Genomic DNA, 21,184 nt, shown 5'->3' with positions numbered 1-21,184 from the left:
AAGCTGTACTACGGGGTGCCAGTGCGGGCACTGGCCATGACGGTCGCCTCGACATTGAGGTAGCACCGCTTCGTAGGGTCGAACCCGAAGGTCTGATGATGCGTGGGGCGTTCGTCGTCACGATGCCGGTGAGAGCGGAGCGCGGCTCCAAGCTCGCTCCGGCCAACGGAGAGCGCTCTACCAGCGGAGAGGCCGTTGGTGTGGAACTAGTGCTGTAATCTTCAGGAGACTATGTATGGCTCAGCCGCGGTTGCCATGCGTGGGTTGCAGGGGGCATCTGGTTCGTACCGCGCGGACGGCTGCATGTCGCAATTCTGACAGCACAATAGATGAAAGTTAGTGGTGAGTTCAATCCCAAGCGTTGCCGGCAGGTCTGAAAGTCCGTGGTGCTCGCTCATCACGGTGACGCACAATAGCCGAAAGGCTCTTGAAGAGTTTTGGGGCAAGAACGATGCGGTTCCCTCCGACGTCGAGTGGATCGTCGTTGACAATTGCTCTACGGATGGAAGTGCCGAGCTCGCCGAACGGCTAGGCGCCACGCGGGTCATCCGACTCACCGAGAACCTTGGTTTTGGTCTGGCGAACAACAAGGGTTTTGAGATCGCTCGCGGCCAGTTTGTTGGCTTCGTCAATCCAGACATTCGTGTGAAGTATGCGGACTTGAAAGCACTCGAGCTCGTCGCGACTGAGAATCAAGCGGTCGTATCGCCGCAGCTGATGAATGCCGATGGCTCCGTGCAACCAAACGGGCGAGGGTTCCCTTTCCTGCTGGACAAGGTCAGGAACAGGCTCGGCTCCGGAGAGAAGCTTCATGGTAGCTACTTGTTGTTCAGCGAATCCGATGAGCCAAGAATGGTGTGCTGGCTGATGGGCGCTTCCATCTTTGCGGCCCGTCAGAGCATTGAGATGTTCGGTGCCTGGGATTCGCATTTCTTCCTCTACTACGAGGACAAGGATTTCTGCTTGCGGGCGTGGAAGGCTGGAGTCCCCGTGGCCGTTGTCCCGCGCGTGAGGTGGACGCACGGCTGGGCTCGTGAGACCTCCAACTTGAGCGCGACGCCATGGAAGCGAGAGTTGGCGTCTATGTTCAAGTTCTACGGACGCTACCCAGAATTCCTATTGGGCAGGAACATCGCGTCTCGCAAGCACGCGAGGATCAGCCGCGAAGTCTACGGAGCTTAGGAATGCCAGTTATTCGGGCAGGGGCCCTCGTGCTGACCGTACTGAATGAGGCGCGGGGTCTTCCCGTGTTTCTGGAGAGCTTGTCGGCGCAGAGCGTTCTCCCTTCTGAAATCGTCGTCGTCGACGGTGGCTCCACCGACGGCACGGTAGATTTGCTCCGTGCCTGGCCAGCCCCAGCAAACTGCATGCTCACTTTGCTGGTGCGACCCGGGGCGAGTATCTCTGAAGGGCGCAACATTGCTGTGGCGCAGACGTCGGCCGAACGTATCCTGGTGACCGACGGCGGGACCACACTTGACCCGCGTTGGGTTGAACGCATGCTCGCTGCCTTTGATTCTCCCGAGGCGCCTCAGGTCGTGGGCGGGTTCTTTGAACCGGTCGGCCAATCGCTCACCGAACGCACCATTGCTTTTGCCGTGACACCGGAACTTCACGAAATCGAACCAACTTCGTTTCTCCCGTCTAGCCGCTCACTCGCATTCGTGCGGGAGGCGTGGGAAAGTGTCGAGGGATACCCGGAGTGGCTCGACTACTGCGAGGACCTGATCTTCGATATCAGTATGAAGAACCGCGGCTTTGTCTTTGCTTTCGTCCCCGAGGCCATAGTTACGTGGTCGGCACGATCGAGCGTTCGCTCGTTTATGAAGCAGTACTTTCGATATGCACGCGGGGATGGCAAAGCGAGCCTGTGGTGGAAGCGGCACCTTGCGCGCTATCTCGCATACATCGCGGGGTTGCTCTTGCTAGTCGGGTCCTTCTTCACCCCGTGGGCCGCGGTGGCGCTTGCGCTCGGATTCGTCTTCTACATGCGAAAGTTCTGGTGTCGCGTGTGGAATCGACGTGCGCGCTTCGGACCGGGGCTGATCTGGGGCCTTGCGCTCGTACCACTGATTGTTGTCGCCGGCGACCTCGCGAAGATGGCCGGTTATCCGGTTGGGCTCCGTTGGCGCGCCGCTCACGCCAAGGCGAACCGTTGAGTGTCTCCGAAGTGGTCGATGACGTTGCGTGCATCGTCGTGCATCACAAGAGCCCTGAAACGCTGGTGCACACCCTTGGGGCGCTCACAGCCAACGGAGTGGCTCAGGATCGCATCCTCATTGTCGACAACGGGAATGACGCGACTGACCGCCAGATCCCCGGCTGTGACGGCTATGCGGTTTTGTACACGAGAAATCGCGGCTATGCCGCGGCCGTCAACGATGGGGTCGCGCACCTGAAGTCGACTGAGCAGGATCGAGCCCTCACGCTCGTTTCAACTCATGAGTCGCTTGCGGCGCCAGGGGCGGTTCGAGCGATGAGAGAAGAGATTCTCGGCGACCCGCGGATCGCGGTCGCGGGCCCCACTTTGCTGAATGCTGACACCGGCAGGCAGATTTGGTCAGTTGGTGGGAGGCTCACACCAACATTGAAATTGCCACGGCATTGGGTCAATCTTGACGCCTTGGCGAACGAATCGAATGTCGATCGAGAATGGCTCGACGGTGCATTTACGATGTATCGCACCGCCGACCTCGAGAATTTCAAGCTCGACGAGACGTACTTCCTCTACTTCGAGGAGACTGACCTACACACGAGACTCCGACGGGCCGGGCATAGAGTCATCTGGGTTCCGCGCGCGCGCGTCAGCCAGAAGTCCAGCGGAATCCCTTCACGGCTCCTGGGGCGGAACTTGTTTCTCTTCCACCGAAAACTGTACTCAAAGAACCGTGGACGGATAGCCGTCAGTTTCGAGATCACCCGTTCAATTGCCCGCGCGCTGCTCACAAAGCGCGGTCGGTGGTCTTCCTTTCTCGAGATCGCGAAAGGCTGGCGTGAGGGAGAGCGGATGCCCGCATCCTCGCTGGACAGCCGCGAGAGGCTGGCTGGCTAGAGTGACGCAACCGCCGAATCCAAGAGTGCTTCGGCGTCTGGTCCGCGGGATGCAATGAGATGATCCACCAGCTCCCGAGGAACCGAGGTTCCAGCCAGGCTGCCGGCTAGCCGCTTCTCGATAGCGTCAAGAACGCTCGGCGCGTTCCTGCGAACCTCGCCAAGGTCGCAGGGCAGGACACGGTCGTCATCACAGAGCACAAGGGTCAGTACACCTTTTGTGATCGCATCGATCGCCGAAGTTGACGTAACGCACACAACGACGTCGCTTGCGGAGATGCTCTCCGCGAAAGATTCGCGCCCACCGGAGACTGATGAGGCCATCCTCGAGATTCTCGCCCAGTTCGAATCGAGCCCTTCCTCCACCATGCTCGGGTGCAGCCTCAGATGCACTTCAAGCCCGCGCCGCTGGAACGCAGCGACTGATGCGGTGATGCGCTCAACCTCAGTGAGGCTCAGAATTTCCCGCGAGTGGCAAACCACGACGCGCCGAAGCCGCTGTGGCGCGTCAGCAGTCCAGTTCGACAGATCCGGTCGCCCGACGACAATCGCTCGAGCGTCGGGGCTCCGCTCTGCGAACCAACTGAGTTGTGCTTGCCCCCAGACCAGCACGTTTCGCGCGAGAACAGGCACGTAGTTGGAGTCATTCGGTGAGCCGTGCACTAGTGACGCAGTTGAGAGACCACGCTCGTTTGCGGCCGAGATCCACGGCCAGTTGTACGTATGGCGATCGTAGTCCGTGACTAGAACCGTCTCCGGGGCCAGCCGACTGACGATCTCGCGTGCCTCGATGAAGCGCAGCGCCTGGGCCAGGAACAGGTACTCCCGGTAGAAGTGGTTCTGAGAGCCGATCAGCTGGTGTGTACGCGGTACAGAGCGTCGAAGGCGCAACCCCTCGAACAGTCGGCCAAAAGTCGTAGCCGCTTTGAGCGAGCGAGAGGAGATTCCGGGGAACGAGTAGTCAATCTTCAGGCTGGGATCGGCAAATCGTGCGTCTGCGACCGTGACCACGGATCTGCTGTGGATGCTGCGTTGCGTGGCGCTCGCGAGTCGAGCTCCATGGGCGAGGGGGTTTGCGATCAGAAGGAGTACTTCACCGGGCGGAAGCGCCTCCTTGTCGTTTCCGAACAAGTTCCTGGTGGCGTTGAGGAACAAAGTCGCAAGCCCGAAGGGCGCACGCAGCACAGCCTTTGAGTGAAAACCATGGTCCCCGACGGCGAGAGATCCAATGATCTCGGCCGCTAATGCTTCTCTTGCCTCTGAGGTGGGCAGAGCCTGGGGGATTGTACGGGCCGCGTCTGCGGAAGCAGGTTGGGACATTAGCAGCCGCTCCTACTCGTTTGCTGAGGACGATTGTGTGCGCTGACGCCTGCCGCCGAGTTGCGCGTCCTGATTCGGGGCCCTGCCTCGTCCCGCCGCCAAACCAGCCATATCACGATCCCCAGCGCAAGTGTGAAGAGCAAGTAGCCCAAAACAGATGCAAGCGAACCCCGAAGCAACATGATCAGAAGCGCACCGACCGGGACCTCGATCATCAGTGCAGCGGGCGTGCGCATGGGCTGGAGCACACCTGGAGACGGTCGAACTAGCCCCAAAACTATGCCAAACGCCGCGAACGCCAACGCAACTGCGACAAATCCGCCGACCAAGTAGGCTTCTCCCCACAGCGGCATGGATACATTCGTCCAGGTCATTCCGGTGATTTCGGCCACAACCGGGCCGCCGTCGTGACCCTGAGTTGTTGCAGATAACACCGGAACCCACCTCAGAACTGGCGCCAGGAAGAGCTCAAACGGGGTCGGAAAGCCATTGGGCACGTGGCCGAATACAGTCACGGCTCTGAGCAGCATTTCGAACGAGTCAAAATCAAAGGTCAGCAGAGTCTGGCTTGGCATCGAGAGCGCGAGTTCCTCGGCGCCGGTTCCGTCATTTCGCAGAATGTCCAGGGAAGGGAACAGCGTCACGAAAGTGAGCATTATCCCCAGCGGGACGAATCTCAGAAGGTGTCTGCGGAGAAGTAGTGCGCCGATTAGGGCGAGAAGGAACGTACCGGTGAGGAATCGTGAACCGGTCAGCGGATTCGTTGCGACAAATCCCAGGGCACAAACGAGCAACACGACCGGGAGCGGTATGCCAACGTCATATCGCCTCGCGATGATCGCGATCGCCGGGATGCACATTGCACCGGCGATGGCGACCAAGAACACGGTGCCGGAGCCCGGTATGCTCGCGTTCGCCTCAAGCTGGTCCTGGAAGGCAGCCTTGCCCTGGAAAAGCGCGGAGCCGTTCGAGATGATGAACCAGATCGTGACTGCGGAGTACGCGTAGCAAAATGTCAGGACTGTGATCCGCAACTTGGCAGGTCGCACGGGCGGTTCACCATGCGCGGCCGTGGCGCTGAGCACCGCGCGTTTGCGCCGCATCGTCATTTCTGAAGCGAGATACAGGGATCCGCTCCCGAGCAGAATGACCGCTTGTGCGGTTAAGACGGTCGAATCATCGAAAGCTGCTCCCCACGGGAATTTGTTGCTCGCGAGTTGATATAGCTGGGTGAGCCCGAGGAACACATACACCCACATCCAGAAGAGCGACATCGCAAAACTGAATGTCTTTCGGGCTGCTGACTGGAAAAGCGCTGCAGCGGCTCCGACGGCGATGGCAACAGCCAGAACCTTGACCAACGGCGTCCAGCCTGCGTCTGAGAACAGCACTGCAATCGACGCGGGGATCAGCGTGAGAAGGAGAGCGGCACCGTAGACCCACGGAACGTAGTCAATCTTCCTCGCGAATGCCACAGCGTTCGAAAAGCTCATTTGGCTCGTCATCGTCGTCCCATACCCTTTGCCCGATTCCAAAACAAGCCATTCACTTTCGTAGAGAACGCGAAAGCAGCGGCGAGCGTCACGAAGAGGACTCCCGTAACGACAGCGTCGATCCGAAGCAGAATAACAACTGCTGGAAGCGCCATTGCTGCGCACAACGCGGGCAGCGCGGAACGAATCCGCGGCGACTCGAATCCAGTCCGTCGACGCAACAGAATGCTGATCAACCATTGCGCGAAGTAGAAGGCTGGAACTCCACACGCGAAAATGACGAGATTGGTAGTGTCTCCGAGCTGGATGCCAGCGACCACCACTCCGACGCTGAACACCAAAGAGAGAGGCGTCGTGAGCGTCAACCAAGCCGTATTGCCCGCAAGGAACACCAGATGCATATTCGCAAGGTAGAGGGCCATGAAGGGCGCCGCGATTGTGGCCACTAGGGACGCACCCAGCATTTCGGGTGTGAAGAGACTGGGGCCGGCGATGAACGGCACGACGACGGGCGCCAGCGTGCAGTAACCGCCGACCAGGACGAAAACAAGCAGAGACACTATTCGGAGCGTGTCCTGCAGCACGTTCGAACGAGTGGCATCGCTTGAGCGATAAACGATTGGTGCCCAAGAGTTATTGAACGCACCAAGAAGGATTATCGGCGCAGTGCCGAGAAGCAGTCCGAGCTGAAGTCTTCCTGCCACCTCTGCGCCTGCCATCTGTGAAGCCAGAACCACGAGGGCGCTGATCAGAAAGGTTGTGGCGATGGTGTGCACGATGGTCGGTGCGCCGATTCGTATGCTCTGCCAGAGCTCGCGCATTGAGATCTTGGGCACAGCGATCATCACAGTCGCGAGGATGCTGACGATGCCAGCAATGAGATGTCCCATACCCAACCCGCTCAGGTAGTTGGAAGGCAATGGGCCCAATGCCAGCAGCATCCCGAACCCGAGAGCCGGCGCAAGCAGAGACGACAATGTCCCGAGACCAACGAAGAGCCACACTCTGTCGACAGCGCGCAAGAACGCCTGGGTGAGTGAAAGCATGGCTAGGCCGACCGCGGAGATGACGGGCCAGATCAGCACATCGCTGTCGCCGTTCGTAAGGACCAACGGCCCCCAAAGAGGGACAAGAACGGCGAGAGCAGCACCCGTGAGCAGTGCGAGAAGTGTTCCGAAGGCTACGAGGAAGGACGCCCCTCTGACGCCGGATTTCCGTATGATTGCATGCCGGGTGATGGCGTACGGAAGGCCGAATCCAAGGAGGATGGCGCCGACTTGGTTCAGCGTGATTGCTACGCCGACGGTTCCATAGCCTTCCGGTCCGAGGGCTCTCGTGACTAGGGGAGTGGTGAGGAGCATCGAAATGATCGGCGCAACAAGCCCCAGCGTGTAGAGGCTGCCCGTGGTCACCAATTGGCCACCGGCACGTTTCGGAACTGCTTTGATTCTTAAGATCTCTTCCAACCCCCAGTGCAACCGGTGTCGATCATGGTTGCTTCACTGCTGTTCCAACTCAGCCACGGTCGCTAGACCTCGAACAGGGCGCGCGACACGATGTTGTCGTGCGGACGATGCAATGCGGAGACGATTCAGCGGCGCCCAAGCTGAAAACAGCAACCGAGCCACTGCCGGGTTGTCTTCGTCATCCATCTAATCGGGGTCGACCTCAGCCGTTCCCTTAGCTCGGTAAGTCTAAAGGGCATTTCGGAAAACTCCAGTCCTGCCGCCCTTGCTTGCGCTTCCCGGCCCGGACCACGGCACAGAGGCATCGTTGATGCGCCCCGATCGAGCAGCTCCGCGTCAAATGAGAATCGCGGTTCAGCGAAATCGCCATCGAAACCTCGCATGTATAGTGGCTCTTCGGGGGCGGCACAAGTGCATGTCTCATGAAACTCTCACGTTCAGGTCGGGAGTCACTCGAACAAGAGTCTTATGAGGGTCAATGTCAATTCTTAGTGGAAGTTCCGTTCTCATCACCGGCGGAACTGGTTCATTGGGAAAAGCACTCATTGGTGAGCTTCTCGCCAACCATGATGTCCGCCGCTTGGCCATTTTCAGCCGTGACGAATTGAAGCAGCTTGAAGTTCGCCGGATGTTCAACGATGACCCGCGTCTTCGCTTCTTTATTGGCGATATCCGAGATGCGGCGCGCTTGCGTCGTGCTTTTCACGGCGTAGATTACGTCATTCACGCTGCGGCGTTGAAGCAAGTTGACACGGCCGAGTATAACCCTTCGGAATTTGTCGCCACGAACATTGCCGGCTCGCAGAACGTGATCGATGCATCGATCGACAGTGGAGTCAAGAAGGTCGTCGCGCTGTCAACCGACAAGGCATCCAGCCCTATCAACTTGTACGGTGCCACGAAGCTCGTCGGAGACCGGCTCTTCATCAGCAGTAATCACTATGCTGCCGGCTACGAAACGCGCTTTGCTGTCGTGCGGTACGGCAATGTCATGGGATCCCGTGGAAGCATCGTCCCTGCATGGCGTGCGCTCGCCGAGCGCGGCGAGTCGCTACCGATCACTGACAACCGCATGACTCGCTTCTGGATCACGATCTCGCAGGCCGTCGGCTTCGTGCTCGAGTCGTTTGAGAGTATGTCCGGCGGTGAGCTGTACGTCCCTCGAATTCCCTCAATGCGTATTACCGATCTGGCTGAAGCTATCGCCCCTGGAGCACGCACGCACGAGATCGGGATCCGTCCAGGCGAGAAGCTTCACGAGGAAATGATTGCTCCGGACGACTCCCGCCGCACGCTCAACTTGGGATCCCGCTATGTCGTCATGCCGCACATCGGTGGCTGGGGATACGAGGCGCCAGCAGGCACGCCTGTTGAAGATGGATTCGCCTACTACTCCAACACCAACGATCTGTGGCTGTCAGTCGATGAGCTGCGCGAGATGATCCGAGCGAACGACTAAGCACATGCCACGGTGGTTGGTGACCGGGGCCACTGGCCTGCTTGGTTCGAACGTCGCATTGCGGCTTGGCGAAGAGTCAGAGATCGTTCTGACAGCTCGGAGCGCGCCCAGGTCCGCCCCAGCGACCTTCCTCGCCGCCGATCTCGCTTCTGCCAACAGTCGAAGTGGATTGGTGGATCGTGCGGCTGCCGACGTCATTTTCCATTCCGCCGCCATCTCGTCGATCGAGGCCTGCGAATCCAACCCGGCGCTCGCACAGTTGGTCAACGTTGACGCTTCAGCCGATTTAGCGCGCCAGGCTTACGCCGTTGGAAGCAAATTCGTTTTCATTTCAACCGACGCGGTCTTCGACGGATCCATCGGAAACTATTCCGAAACCGATCCCGCCTCTCCATCAACTGAGTACGGGCGAAGCAAAGTACGGGCCGAGAATGCGGTGCTCGAGGCCAATCCAGATGCAATCATCGCCCGCGTCAACTTCTACGGGTGGAGTCCTACCGGACGACGAAGCCTTGCGGAGTTCTTTCATCGCGAGCTTGCGGCCGGTCACACAGTGAACGGTTTCACGGACACTGTTGTAAGCACGATGTATGTTGGGGATCTCGTTGAGAGCATCGCGCTTCTCGTCGCTCATCGCGCGAGTGGAATTTTCAACGTCGTGAGCAGCGAGCCAATTTCAAAGTACGATTTCGGCCGCAACATCGCTAAGGCCTTCGGCTTCGATCCCCTTCTGGTGAGGGAAGCCACCTCGGCGGATCATCTCGCAGACCGCCGCGGGTCGCAGATGAGCCTCTCGGTCGACAAGTTCTGGAGTACGACCGGTTCCCGACCGGTAGGGCAGCTTGACGGTATTGCGCGGCTCCGAGCGGCGTTCGATTCCGGTGTGCCGGAGATCATCAAACAGTACGCGAACTAGAGCGAGGAACAAATGGACCTTCAGATTGCCGGCAGAAAGATCGGGCTTGAGTACCCGACATATTTCGTCGCCGATATCGCCGCCAGCCACGACGGGGATCTGGATCGGGCCGTCGCTCTCATCCACCTCGCTGCAGAGGCAGGTGCGGAGGCTGCGAAGTTTCAGAACTTCGCAGCGAAAGAGATCGTCTCCGACAAGGGTTTCGCGGAGCTTGGCGGAAAGCTGAGCCACCAGGCGTCCTGGACAAAGCCAGTAACAGAGGTCTACGCCGAGGCGTCTATTCCCCACGCGTGGACGCCGGTGCTGAAGCAGGCGTGTGACGACGCAGGCATCCACTACTTTTCCGCTGCTTACGATTTCGAAGCAATTGACATGCTTGAGCCGTACGTTCCGGCGTACAAGATCGGAAGCGGGGACATTACTTGGCTCGAGGCGATCAGCTACACCGCTTCAAAGGGCAAGCCAATGCTGTTGGCGACCGGAGCGTCAAGCATTGGCGATGTCGATGCCGCGATGCAAGCAGTGCGCAAGCACACCAACGATATTGTCTTGATGCAGTGCAACACGAACTACACGGCATCACACGACAACTTCAACTTCCTTGATCTGAACGTGTTGAAGTCATTCGCCCAGTTGTATCCCGATGTGGTGCTGGGTCTGTCTGATCACACGCCAGGACATGCCTCAACGCTTGGCGCCATTGCTCTTGGTGCTCGCGTGGTTGAGAAGCACTTCACCGACGACACAACCCGACCCGGACCAGACCACCTCTTCTCAATGGACCCGATCACGTGGCGAGACATGGTTGATCGTTCGCGTGAGCTGGAGGCGTCACTCGGAACGTCGTACAAGCACGTGGAGGCCAACGAAGTTGACACCGTCGTCGTGCAACGTCGTGCGGTTCGTTTCCGCAGGGATGTCGCTGCTGGAACGGTCCTCAGCCGCAACGATCTCGTCGTGCTCCGGCCATGTCCTGCTGACGCTATCCCGGCGAGCAAGGTTGAGTCGCTCGTGGGCCTGGTAGTCCGCCGTGACGTGTCGGCCGACGATGCCGTGAGCTGGAGCGACCTCGAACGGCAGCCCTAGTGCGAATCCTCTACGCCTCGCGCGGTCGAACAACGCACGATGTGCGTTTTCTGGACGCGTGGATGGCTGCAGGGTTTGACGTGCTCATGGTTGCAGTCAGCGACGGGTCATCGTCGTCGCCGCAGCTTCGTGATTTTGGGGAGCGAGTAGCAGCTGCGCTTGGGGAGTTCTCGCCCAACATTGTGCAAGCTGGGCCCCTCACTGACGTAGCTGCCGAAGTGGTGAAACACTGGGATGGTCCGCTGATAGTGACCTCGTGGGGCTTCGACCTCATGAAGGATGTCGACATCGATGTGCTAGCTCTAGCGCAAGCGCGGCGGTCCATCGAGCGGGCTGACGCGATACTAGTCGACAACGATGGGCCGCAGGCAAAGGCGCTTGCGCTAGGGGCTCCAGCAGGCTCGATCGTGCAGTTTCCTTGGGGCATCGACCTCGCGCGTATGACCCCTGAGGGCTTAGACCTTCGGCAGGAGCTCGGCTGGGTGAATGATGAGCGCGTGGTACTGTGCGCCCGGCAACACGAGCCTCTATACGACCTTCATACTCTGATTCGCGCCTTCATCCTCGCGGCGTCCAGCGATCGGGAGCTTCGACTGCTTATTGCGTCTGGTGGTTCGCTTTCTGCAACGCTTGAGCAGATGATTGTGGACGCGGGCTTGGCCGAGCGCGTTCAATTCATCGGATCCGTGGATTGGGCTCGATTGCCTGCGTTGTATCGAACGGCTGATCTGTACATCAGTCCTTCCCCCGTCGATGGAACATCCGTTTCACTTCTTGAGGCGATGGCGTGCGGGACTCCTGTCTGTGTAACGGCGATCCCTGGAAACGCACAGTGGGTGACTGAACATTCCGGATCCAGTTTCCCGGTGGGCGATGTCGATCGGCTCAGTACTTTCATGCGGGAGTGCCATCGACGAACATCACCGGATGAAGCGTCTGCTGAACGCACACGCAATGCGCTGACGCTGGTGCGTGAGCGAGCTGATTGGGCCAAGGCCCCTCAAAGGCTCCGCGACCTTGCTGACTTGGCGATCAGTCGTCACCAGGATCGGCATCCCGAGAAGGGAACGCAATGAGCGTGCTCTGTTTGATTCAGGCCCGAGCCGGGTCGAGCCGCCTCCCAGGCAAGGTCTTCGCCGACATCGGAGGGGAACCGATGTTGAGCCGTGTTGTTCGGAGAGCGCAGGCATCACGCCTCGTGAGCGAGGTGGCGATTGCGACAACTGTCTCGCCGGCCGACGATCTCGTTGAGGCACTAGGCGCTGAGCTCGGCGTCAAGGTGCATCGAGGCAGTGAGTTTGACGTCTTGGACCGTTACTATCAGGCGCTCCAACAACATCCCGAAGCGAGCCTAATCGTGCGCATCACGGCAGACTGCCCCTTCATGGACCCCGCAGTGATCGACGCTGTCATTCGCGCGCAACAGGAACACAATGTCGACTTCGCCGCGAGCAGGCTGCCGCCGCCATATCCGCGCACGTACCCAGTGGGTCTCGATGTCGAGGTAGTCACGCGTGCGGCGTTGGAGCGCACGTGGGCAGAGGCGCGTGAAGGACACCACCGAGAGCACGTGATGCCATTCATCTATGAAAACCCCGACAGCTTCTCCATCGAGATCATCGATCTAGACGAAGACCTGTCAAGCCTCAGATGGACGGTTGATACCCCTGAAGATCTTGCGTTGGCCCGTGCGCTTGCCGGTTTCGTGCCGCCAACCACAATGAACTGGCTCGACCTTTTGCGCGTCGTCAGAATGCATCCGGAACTTTCCGAAATCAATGCGGGCTCGACTCAGAAAACGGTTGATGTGGTTGATGAGCGTTGGGAGCCGTGAGCCACCCCAAATTGTTCATCGAATTGGACGCACGAACTTGTGGAGTGTCTTAGGGTCGGCGGACGGAGCGGTTCACGATTCTCGCTCCAGGGAGGCAAGCACCCGAGTCTCTGAGGTGTTGGAGTTGAGAGCCGCCGTGGGCAGTTAGCGCGCACCTTCGGGGGTAACGACCGCTCGAACGGTGCGGAACAGAATCATGATGTCTACCGTTAGAGACCAATTCTCTACGTAGTAGAGGTCGAGACGAATACTGTCTTCCCAGCTGAGGTTTGACCGACCGCTCACTTGCCAGAGCCCGCTCATGCCTGGCTTCATGATCAATCGCCGATGTGCGGCGTCATCGTAAAGGGCCACCTCTGCTGCTCGCTGCGGGCGCGGGCCAACCAGACTCATCTCGCCGAGCAACACGTTGAAAAGCTGGGGAACCTCGTCGAGCGAGTACTTCCGAAGGAACTTTCCCACTGGGGTGATCCTCGGATCGTTCGTGACCTTGAAGAGCGGGGTTTCCGAGGTGCCCTGAGCGTCGAGCAGGCTCTCGAGCTGGTCGTCGGCATCTTGAACCATGGAGCGGAACTTGAGCATGCCGAACTCTCTACCGCGTCGGCCAACACGAAGTTGGCGGTAGAGGATGTCACCAGGGCCCGATCGCTTGACTGCAATGGCCACGGCGATGAGTACGGGCGATCCGAGGAGAATCAAGAAGGCGGAGCCGAGGATGTCGAAAGTGCGCTTGTACACTCGCTTCGCGCCTTCGAGAGTCGGATAGCTCACATGGATGAGCGGCAGGCCAGCGACCGGGCGAGCATGGATGCGCGGTCCTGCAATGTCGGTCAATGCCGGTGCCACAATGAGCTCGATGTTGCGTGCCTCAAGGTCCCAGCCGATGCGGCGCATATCGTCGGGACTGATCTCGTCGGCGCCGGTGAGGATCACCGTGTCGGCATTCGACGCGTCGACGGCGATCATGAGCTCGGAGTAGTCACCTAGTACCGCGACGCCCTGGATTGGCCCTTTGCTCATTGTTCCCGAACGAGTGAGCGCTCCGACTAGAAGCAGGCCGGCTCCGGGTGTGCGTTGAATTGTCTTGGCGACGTGAGCCGATTTGAGTCGCTCACCCATCAGCAGGGCCCGCGACACATACTGGTCCCCGCTTTGCTGACGACGCAGCCACTGCCGCCACGTCCAGCGAGCCACGAAGAGGAGAAGGAGGCCGATGGGGAGCGCCGTCAGAAAGTAGCCACGAGCGAGCTCGATTCGGAATAGAAACGCCAGAATCGCGAACAGGCCGAACAGCCAGATCGTCGCGTCAGCGACCCTCTTGTACTCGAGCGTGCCACTCCCGATCACCTTGTGATCGCGTGTGGCGAAAACGTCGAGGGCAATCATCCATGCTGCGACGAGAAGGACTGAAATCGTGGTGTACCCGATCCGCACGCCACCAGCGTTTTGCGCGGCAAGGTCAACGGGCTCTGAGCCAAACCAGAAGATCTGAGCTCCAAAGACGGCCACAAGTACGACAGAGATGTCGCTCAGAAAAAGACGGATCGCGTACGCGCGCTGCCAGGTCTTGCGCCTGAGAACCCCCGTCGCGCGCATGCTGTCCAAACCCAATTGCTCCCCCGTGCACTCAGAGCCAGCCGAATCGACGCCTTTGAAACAGCCGAAAACCTATGACGCTATGATTCCACAACTCTGAGCAACCGTCGGTATCGACGCTGGTGAACGAAAACCTGAATCAAGACAGGTGATAGGGATACGTGCGACAAGCGAGGGCCTAGCGTTCATCACATCTAGGGACCTGAGGCTTCCCGTAGTAGTTCCAAATTGTTGCCTGACGGGTCGATCGCCACCGTCGGTGTGTTCTGCATTGCAAGAACCCGGAGAATTTGCCGCGGCCGCTCGCTGCGACGGAGAAGGGATCCGAGACCTGGCTGCTCTCACCGGGGCGCAGCAGAGGGCGTGAAATTGACGGCCGGGCGGCCCAGGTTGTCGTTGCCGGGCTCGTGGAAGGTGCTTGTTCCAAGCGCCTCGATCGTCACGACGGATGTACCTAGAGCTCGCGCACGGAACCGTGCGCGATGTGCAGCCGGCGCTCGGCCCGCGCGGCCACGGCGGAGTCGTGGGTCACCAGCACGAGCGTGAGTCCGCGCTCACGCCAGAGGCCCTCGAGCAGATCCATGATCTCGTCGCGGGTCTGCTCGTCGAGATTGCCCGTCGGCTCGTCGGCGAGCAGCACCGCCGGTTCCTTCACGAGCGCCCTGGCGATGGCCACACGTTGTTGTTGACCGCCGGAGAGTTCGGCGGGACGGTGCTCGAGGCGGTCGGCGAGACCGACGGATGCCAGGGCGGCCGCCGCACGGGTGCGCCGAGCCTCCGCGGGGAGGCCGAGCGGAGCCAGGGCCGTCTCGACGTTCTCTGCCGCGGTCAGCGTCGGGATGAGGTTGAAGCTCTGGAAGATGAAGCCGATCTCGCGCGCCCGGATCTGCGCGAGCCGGCGGTCGCCGAGCGCCGACAGCGTGTTCTCGCCGAGCCGCACGCTGCCTGAGCTGGGCCGATCCAGCGCGCCGAGCATCTGCAACAGCGTCGACTTGCCGCCGCCGGTCGGGCCCTGGACGGCGACGAGCGCCCCCTCGGGGATGGAGAGGGTGACACCGGACAGTGCGGTTACGGTGCGCTTGCCCTGCTTGTAGCTCTTGGAGACGTTCTCGAGGGTGTACATGAGTGGGTCCTTTGTGGTGTGAAGTGGTTTCGGGGGCCTTGGTCTCGATACAGCCGTAGACGGCCTACTCGACCAGCGGGAGAGCGGGAGGCGGGGCGTTAGCCGATGCTGCGCAGGGCCTCGGCCGGGCGCAGCCGGGCGGCGCGCCAGCCGCCGAACGCACCGGCGAGCAGGCCGCCGAGCACAGCCAGCCCGACCGCGATCAGCACGACGCTGAGGGTGACGGGCGCCTGCAGTGTGACGTCGCTCGAGGCTGCAGCGGATGCCGCCTGGCCGAAACCACCCGGCATGGCGCCGGGGCCTGCCGCCGCGGCATCCGCCCCGGCACCAGGGCCGCCTGCCTGCATGCCGCCACCGGCCCCGTCGACGCCGCTGCTCAGCGTCGGGGCGACGAGGTTGACCACGAGCACCCCGATGAGGCCGACGGTCACGCCGACTGCCCCGCCGATGAGGCCCTGTACGAGCGACTCGCCCGTGACCTGCCCGACGATGCGGCGGTTGGACCAGCCGATCGCCTTCAGCGTGCCGAACTCCCGGGTGCGACGGGTGACCCCGGAGATCGTGAAGAGGATGGCGATGAGGAACGCGGCGAGCAGCACAGCGACCGAGAGCCACAGGCCGAGGCTGGTCACGAGGCTGGACGCGGTCGCGAGGGATCCGGAGACGCTCGACGCGAGATCGGCCTGCGTGCTCACCGTGGCGTCGGGCAGCGCCGTCTCGATGTCGCCCTGCACCTGGTCGATGTCGGTGGAGGAGGCGGCCTGCACATAGACGGTGCTGAGCTGGCCGTCGAGGCCGGCGAGCTGCTGCGCGAGCACGAGCGGCATGTAGACGTCGGCGGCGGTCGCGGCATCCGCGGCGTTGGAGGTGACGATGCCGATCACCTCGAGCTCAGTGTCGGCCACGGTGATGCTGTCGCCGACGGCGAGCTCGGCCGTCGTGGCGTAGGCGGAGTCGAGCACGGCGACCGCGGCCTCGGCATCGTCGGCGGTGAGGCTGCGGCCAGCGCTCAGGGTCACGGAGGAGAGCGGGCCGACGGCCGCAGCGGTCGGGTCCAGACCGAGCACACTGAAGGAGTCGACGTCGAACGAGCTGCCGCCCGCGCCGTCCGGTCCGCCCTGGGGCGGGGCCTGACCGTCGCCGGGCGCGCCCTGCTGCATCTGCGTCATGTCGGGCAGTTCGCCGCTGAACGTCGTGTTGTTCAGCGCGAGGGTGCCGGATGCCGCTGCGACATTGTCGACGCCGGCGACGGTGTCCAGGGCGGCCGCATCGAAGGTGCTCGTGCCGCGGGAGGCCTCCAGGCGTGACGTGCTGATGGCCGTGGTGCCGTCGCTGGTCGCCCCGGCCTCCGCCCCGAAGTCGAAGCGGCCGCCGCCCTCGACCGGCGCCGTTGGCGCCTGTGTCACGGTGATGTCGGTGCCGACGCCGTAGACGGAGGAGAGCACGGCGGCCTGGGCGTCTTTCACGCCGGCCGAGAACGCACTGACGACGATCACGAGCGCGATCGCGAGACCCATGCCGACGGCGATGATCACCGTCTGCTTGCGCCGGCCGGCGATTTCGCGCCGGAGAAGGGTGAAGAACATGGGGCTCCTTGACTCTGGATCTCGGCCACGGGGCGTGTCGAGGGTGGCTGGCTCGAAGCTAGGAGCGGCGACTATGGCACGCCTATGGCAGAGCTGGGAGAGCACTATGACGGCGCGTGCGGCGTCCGTAGATCTGATTCATAGACAGCTCATAGGCACGCATCGCATACTCGAACGGTGAACAGCTCAAACTTCGACGCCCCCGCCACCAGCGCAGCCATCGCGCCGCTCGTGCGCATCGACGGAAACCCCGTGCGGGTGCTCGTCGTCGACGACGAGCGTTCGCTCACCGATCTGCTCAAGATGTCGCTGCGCTACGAGGGCTGGGAGGTGCGCACGGCCGGAGACGGGCACGGCGCCGTCGTCGCCGCGCGCGAGTTCCGCCCCGACGCCATCGTGCTCGACATCATGCTGCCCGACATCGACGGGCTCGAGGTGCTCAAGCGCGTGCGCGCGGACGGCAGCGAGGTGCCAGTGCTCTTCCTCACCGCCAAGGACTCCCTCGACGACCGCATCGCCGGACTCACCGCCGGCGGCGACGACTACGTGACGAAGCCGTTCAGCCTCGAAGAGGTCATCGCCCGGCTGCGTGCACTCATCCGCCGCTCCTCGCTGGCGGTCGGTCAGGCCAACGACCCGGTGATCCGCGTCGGCGACCTCCTGCTCAACGAGGACAGCTACGAGGTGAGCCGCGCCGGCGAGCCGATCGAGCTGACCGCCACCGAGTTCGAGCTGCTCCGCTTCCTCATGCGCAACCCTCGCCGTGTGCTGAGCAAGGCCCAGATCCTTGACCGGGTGTGGAGCTACGAGTACGAGGGCAAGGCCAGCGTCGTCGAGATCTACATCTCCTATCTGCGCAAGAAGATCGACGCCGGCCGCGAGCCGATGATCCACACCGTGCGCGGTGCCGGCTACATGATCAAGGCCGCCGGATGACGCAGGCACCCGTGTCGGCGTCGAGCCCAGCGCCCGACTCCGAAACCGAGCCCGACGCCGGATCCCCGCTCGGGGCGCTGCGCGCCCCGCTCACGCTGCGCCGCCGGCTGCTGCTCGGCACGATCGCGCTGTTCGTGCTCGTCACGACGATCATCGGACTCGTGAGCGTCGCCGCCCTGCACGGCTCGCTCGTGGAACGCCTCGACGTGCAGCTGCACTCCGCGGCCGACCGCGGCCGCATCGGCATTGGCTCCGGCCTGCCGCCCGGCAGCACCCCGCCGGACGGCAGCGGCGAGGCCGGCCTGGCCCTGCAGGTTCCCGGGCAGCCGGTCGGCACCATCGGGGCCGTCATCCTCGGCGACACGATCGAGTCGGCCGGGCGCATCTCCGAGAGCGGCGGCGTGCTCGGCGTGACGCCGGAGCAACGTGCAGCGCTACTGACCGTTCCGGCCGACGGCAACCCGTACAGCGTCGACATGCCGGGGCTCGGCAACTACCGCGCGATCGTCAGCGAGCAGGGCCCGGGGCTCAGCTTCATCGTGGCGCTGCCGCTCGCGAGCGTCGAAGGCACCTCGGCGCAGCTCGCACTGATCATCGCGATCGTGGCGCTCTTCGGCATCGCGATCGCCGTGATCGCCGGAACCCGTCTCATCGACGCCTCGCTGGCCCCGCTGGAGCGGGTGACGCACCTGGCCAGGCGGGTCTCCGAACTGCCACTGGATCGCGGCGAGGTCGCGCTCGCCGAACGAGTGCCGACAACCGACACCGACGTGCGCACAGAGGTCGGGCAGCTCGGTGCGGCATTCAACCGGATGCTGGGGCACGTCGCATCCGCCCTCACCGCCCGCGAGGCGAGCGAGCGCAAGGTGCGGCACTTCGTCGCCGACGCCAGCCACGAGCTGCGCACGCCGCTCGCGGCGATTCGCGGCTACGCCGAGCTGACGCGTCGGAGTGGCGAGGCGCTGCCCCCGGATGCCGCCCACGCCCTCGGCCGGATCGAGGCCGAATCGAAGCGGATGAGCGCGCTCGTCGAAGACCTGCTGCTGTTGGCCCGCCTCGACGAGGGGCGCGCGCTGGAATCCCTGCCGGTCGATCTGACGGCGCTCGCCGTTGACGCGCTCGGCGACGCCCAGGTCACCGGACCGGATCACGAGTGGAGCGCAGCACTCGACGAGGAGCCGATCGTCGTGAACGGCGATGCGAGCCGCCTGCAGATGGTCGTCGTCAACCTGCTCGCGAACGCCCGCGTGCACACGCCGCCCGGGACGAACGTCGAGATGGGTCTGCACAAGGCGGGGTCGGATGCCGTGCTCACCGTGCGTGACGACGGCCCCGGTGTCGACCCGCTCGTGCAGGGCACCCTGTTCGAGCGCTTCGTGCGCGGTGACAGCTCGCGCTTCCGCGCCGACGGCGGCGACGGTGGTGCCGCCGTGCAGAGCACGGGTCTCGGCCTCGCGACCGTGCGCGCCGTGGTCGAGGCGCACGGCGGAACCGTCACCGTGCAGAGCGAGCCGGGCGACACGGTGTTCACGGTGCGGATTCCGATCGGCCAGCCCGAGGAACGGGTGTCGCGCGGCGAGGGGAACTCGGCCGTCCACTAGCCTTGGTGCGGGAACGTACTGCTGCGAACGCGGCTGGTCGGCCATCGCGCCGTCCCACGCCAGCGGGGGGATTGTTGTGCAGCAGACGCGCCGAGGTCGAGTGCTCAGCGCGCTCGCCGCTGCCGCGTTCTGCGCCGCGTCCGCCGCGGCGCTCGCACTGCCGTTGACGGCTGCCGCGGCATCCGGAACCGACGACGTCACGTCGTCGGTCGGCGCCTCCGTCGGCACGCCAGCAGACGAGTCAGACCGCGGATGCCGCGGCGTCGAGGTGTCGGTGCACGGAGAAGCACGCGTCGGCTCGACTCTGACCGCGACCCTGAGGTTGACGACGGTCGGAGCCGTGACGGCCGCCCTTCCGGATGCGTCAGGCGATGACGCGCTCGCGCCCGAGGTCGACGCCGTCGATGACTCGCCGCTCGGGGCAGCCGTCCAGCCGGTGGAGACTGGCGTGGCCGGGATCGAGGCGGTGGCGTTTGAGTGGCTGAGCGGGCCGGCGAGCCCGGTCCGCCCGACTCCGAGCCCAAGCCCGGTGCCGACCGCGACGCCGAAGCCGACCCCCGTGCCGAGCCCGACGCCGACCGCAACCCCGACGGCAGTGCCGACCGCGGTGCCAGGCCCGACCCCGCACCCGAGCCAGACCCCCGCGTCGACGGCGGCGCCCGCGCCGGAGCCGACCTCCCGCCCGGTGCCCGACGCGGCGCTGCCGACGCCGACGGGCGCCGACTACAGCGTGCGTGCCGCCGACCTCGGCCTCGTGGTGAGGGCGCGCGCGATCGTGACGCGCGCCGGTGAGGAGCCGGTGCGCTGCCTGAGCGCGCCGAGTGCCGTCGTGCTCGTCGCTGAGAAACCCGAGACCGCGCTCCCGCTCACGCCGTTGACTCCCGCGCTGCCCGCCGCCCCGGATGCCGCCCCCACGCCGCTCGCCCCTGCGGCCAACTGGTCGCGAGGCCACGCCGACGTGGATGCCGACCCGATCACGGACCCCGTCGCAGAGGCGCCGGCCGCGGCATCCGGACCGGTGGTGAGCGTCAACGTCTCGAGCGACGTGCTGCTGATCGGCGGAGCGGCCGCTCTCGTGCTCATCGCCGGTGCCGCCGTCCTGGGGCGTTCAGGGGACTGAGGCCCCGCGAGCACCTGCCCCAGCACCAGGGGTGGTCCCCGAGTCTGCCGCGGTTCTGGGCTGCCGCCTTTCGCGACGCTGCGCGTCGCGCAACTCGTAAAAACCGCGCCCTTCCTGAGCGGAAGGGCGCGGTTTCTACGAGGTCGACGGGGTTACTCGGCCAGGCGTGCGAGCAGCGTCGCGAAGCGGGTGAGGTCGTCGTCCGTCCAGTCGCTCAGGCGGGAGCGCAGCTGCGCCTGGTTGGTGTCGCGGATCGCGTCGATCTTCACCACGGCCTCCGGCGTCGCGGTGAGGATGCGTGCGCGCCCATCGTTCGGGTCGGGTGCGCTCACGACCAGACCGAGCTCCTCCATCAATTTCACCTGACGGCTGATCACGCTCTTGTCGGTCGCGAGGAGTTCTGCGAGAGCCCCTGCGCTGCATGAGCCCGAGCGCACCAACGTCGCCAACAGCTTGTAGCCGACGGGCTGGAGATCGGGGTGCACGCGATGCGCACCCTCTTTCCAGAGCGTGCGCACGCGGCCGAAGAGCACTCCGAGCTGCGCTTCCACCTCGGCGATGGCTTCGTCTGTCGATGGCGTCTGGTCGGGGCTCATG

General features: G+C 63.1%; 18 protein-coding genes. 11 read left to right on the top strand and 7 right to left on the bottom strand.

Going from position 1 to position 21,184, the window contains the following annotated elements:
- The first annotated feature begins 342 nt into the window (after positions 1-342).
- Genes EV379_RS14160 through EV379_RS14150 form a run of 3 tightly spaced genes read left to right on the top strand, consistent with a single transcriptional unit; the run spans position 343 to position 3,052 of the window.
- Positions 343-1,182, top strand: a complete 840-nt coding sequence (locus EV379_RS14160; RefSeq protein WP_165397380.1) for a glycosyltransferase — start codon at positions 343-345, stop codon at positions 1,180-1,182.
- 29 nt (positions 1,183-1,211) lie between these two features.
- Positions 1,212-2,159 carry a glycosyltransferase gene (locus EV379_RS14155; RefSeq protein WP_165397379.1) on the top strand — a complete coding sequence of 316 codons (948 nt, stop codon included), beginning with the start codon at positions 1,212-1,214 and terminating at the stop codon, positions 2,157-2,159.
- Positions 2,156-3,052 (top strand): glycosyltransferase family 2 protein, encoded by an 897-nt coding sequence (locus tag EV379_RS14150; protein WP_165397378.1) that lies wholly within the window; start codon positions 2,156-2,158, stop codon positions 3,050-3,052. Before EV379_RS14155 ends, EV379_RS14150 begins: the two co-directional genes overlap by 4 nt.
- Here the strand turns inward: EV379_RS14150 and EV379_RS14145 are convergent.
- The 3 genes from EV379_RS14145 to EV379_RS14135 form a co-directional block, all read right to left on the bottom strand.
- Complete coding sequence (locus EV379_RS14145; RefSeq protein ID WP_130506704.1) at positions 3,049-4,236, bottom strand: hypothetical protein; 1,188 nt, start codon at positions 4,234-4,236, stop codon at positions 3,049-3,051. The two genes, EV379_RS14150 and EV379_RS14145, sit on opposite strands and share 4 nt — an antisense overlap.
- Positions 4,237-4,370: 134 nt before the next feature.
- Positions 4,371-5,864 carry a hypothetical protein gene (locus EV379_RS14140; protein WP_130506703.1) on the bottom strand — a complete coding sequence of 498 codons (1,494 nt, stop codon included), beginning with the start codon at positions 5,862-5,864 and terminating at the stop codon, positions 4,371-4,373.
- Positions 5,865-5,872: 8 nt separating this feature from the next.
- Positions 5,873-7,276 carry a lipopolysaccharide biosynthesis protein gene (locus EV379_RS14135; RefSeq protein WP_130506702.1) on the bottom strand — a complete coding sequence of 468 codons (1,404 nt, stop codon included), beginning with the start codon at positions 7,274-7,276 and terminating at the stop codon, positions 5,873-5,875.
- Positions 7,277-7,808: 532 nt separating this feature from the next.
- Here EV379_RS14135 and pseB point away from each other — a divergent pair.
- The 5 genes from pseB to EV379_RS14110 are packed head-to-tail and all read left to right on the top strand — an operon-like array spanning position 7,809 to position 12,625.
- Positions 7,809-8,789 carry a UDP-N-acetylglucosamine 4,6-dehydratase (inverting) gene (gene pseB / locus EV379_RS14130; RefSeq protein WP_130506701.1) on the top strand — a complete coding sequence of 327 codons (981 nt, stop codon included), beginning with the start codon at positions 7,809-7,811 and terminating at the stop codon, positions 8,787-8,789.
- Positions 8,790-8,793: 4 nt separating this feature from the next.
- Positions 8,794-9,705 (top strand): SDR family oxidoreductase, encoded by a 912-nt coding sequence (locus EV379_RS14125; protein WP_130506700.1) that lies wholly within the window; start codon positions 8,794-8,796, stop codon positions 9,703-9,705.
- A gap of 12 nt (positions 9,706-9,717) precedes the next feature.
- Positions 9,718-10,791: an N-acetylneuraminate synthase family protein gene (locus EV379_RS14120; protein WP_130506699.1), complete on the top strand. Its 1,074-nt coding sequence runs from the start codon at positions 9,718-9,720 to the stop codon at positions 10,789-10,791.
- Positions 10,791-11,867, top strand: coding sequence for a glycosyltransferase (locus EV379_RS14115; protein ID WP_130506698.1), 1,077 nt, complete (start codon positions 10,791-10,793; stop codon positions 11,865-11,867). Before EV379_RS14120 ends, EV379_RS14115 begins: the two co-directional genes overlap by 1 nt.
- Complete coding sequence (locus EV379_RS14110) at positions 11,864-12,625, top strand: cytidylyltransferase domain-containing protein (protein WP_130506697.1); 762 nt, start codon at positions 11,864-11,866, stop codon at positions 12,623-12,625. The genes EV379_RS14115 and EV379_RS14110 overlap by 4 nt, the downstream gene beginning before the upstream one ends.
- 144 nt (positions 12,626-12,769) lie before the next feature.
- Here EV379_RS14110 and EV379_RS14105 read toward each other — a convergent pair whose 3' ends face one another.
- The 3 genes from EV379_RS14105 to EV379_RS14095 form a co-directional block, all read right to left on the bottom strand.
- On the bottom strand, positions 12,770-14,221 hold the full coding sequence (locus EV379_RS14105; RefSeq protein ID WP_130507496.1) for a sugar transferase: 1,452 nt from the start codon (positions 14,219-14,221) through the stop codon (positions 12,770-12,772).
- Between the two features lie 454 nt (positions 14,222-14,675).
- Complete coding sequence (locus EV379_RS14100) at positions 14,676-15,344, bottom strand: ABC transporter ATP-binding protein (RefSeq protein ID WP_130506696.1); 669 nt, start codon at positions 15,342-15,344, stop codon at positions 14,676-14,678.
- A 98-nt stretch (positions 15,345-15,442) separates the two neighbouring features.
- Positions 15,443-16,930, bottom strand: coding sequence for an ABC transporter permease (locus EV379_RS14095; protein ID WP_130506695.1), 1,488 nt, complete (start codon positions 16,928-16,930; stop codon positions 15,443-15,445).
- A 177-nt stretch (positions 16,931-17,107) separates the two neighbouring features.
- Here EV379_RS14095 and EV379_RS14090 point away from each other — a divergent pair, with 177 nt between their 5' ends.
- The 3 genes from EV379_RS14090 (at position 17,108) to EV379_RS14080 (ending at position 20,587) form a co-directional block, all read left to right on the top strand.
- Positions 17,108-17,866, top strand: a complete 759-nt coding sequence (locus EV379_RS14090; RefSeq protein WP_130506694.1) for a response regulator transcription factor — start codon at positions 17,108-17,110, stop codon at positions 17,864-17,866.
- Positions 17,863-19,467, top strand: coding sequence for a sensor histidine kinase (locus tag EV379_RS14085; protein ID WP_130506693.1), 1,605 nt, complete (start codon positions 17,863-17,865; stop codon positions 19,465-19,467). The genes EV379_RS14090 and EV379_RS14085 overlap by 4 nt, the downstream gene beginning before the upstream one ends.
- 76 nt (positions 19,468-19,543) lie before the next feature.
- Complete coding sequence (locus EV379_RS14080) at positions 19,544-20,587, top strand: hypothetical protein (RefSeq protein WP_130506692.1); 1,044 nt, start codon at positions 19,544-19,546, stop codon at positions 20,585-20,587.
- Between the two features lie 152 nt (positions 20,588-20,739).
- On the opposite strand, the gene EV379_RS14075 is transcribed toward EV379_RS14080, so the two are convergent.
- Complete coding sequence (locus tag EV379_RS14075) at positions 20,740-21,183, bottom strand: MarR family winged helix-turn-helix transcriptional regulator (protein WP_165397377.1); 444 nt, start codon at positions 21,181-21,183, stop codon at positions 20,740-20,742.
- Between the last annotated feature and the right edge of the window lies 1 nt (position 21,184).

It is taken from the genome of Microterricola gilva (assembly GCF_004217495.1).
Classification (GTDB): Bacteria; Actinomycetota; Actinomycetes; order Actinomycetales; family Microbacteriaceae; genus Microterricola; species Microterricola gilva.
This window is presented reverse-complemented; position numbering and strand designations above follow the sequence as displayed.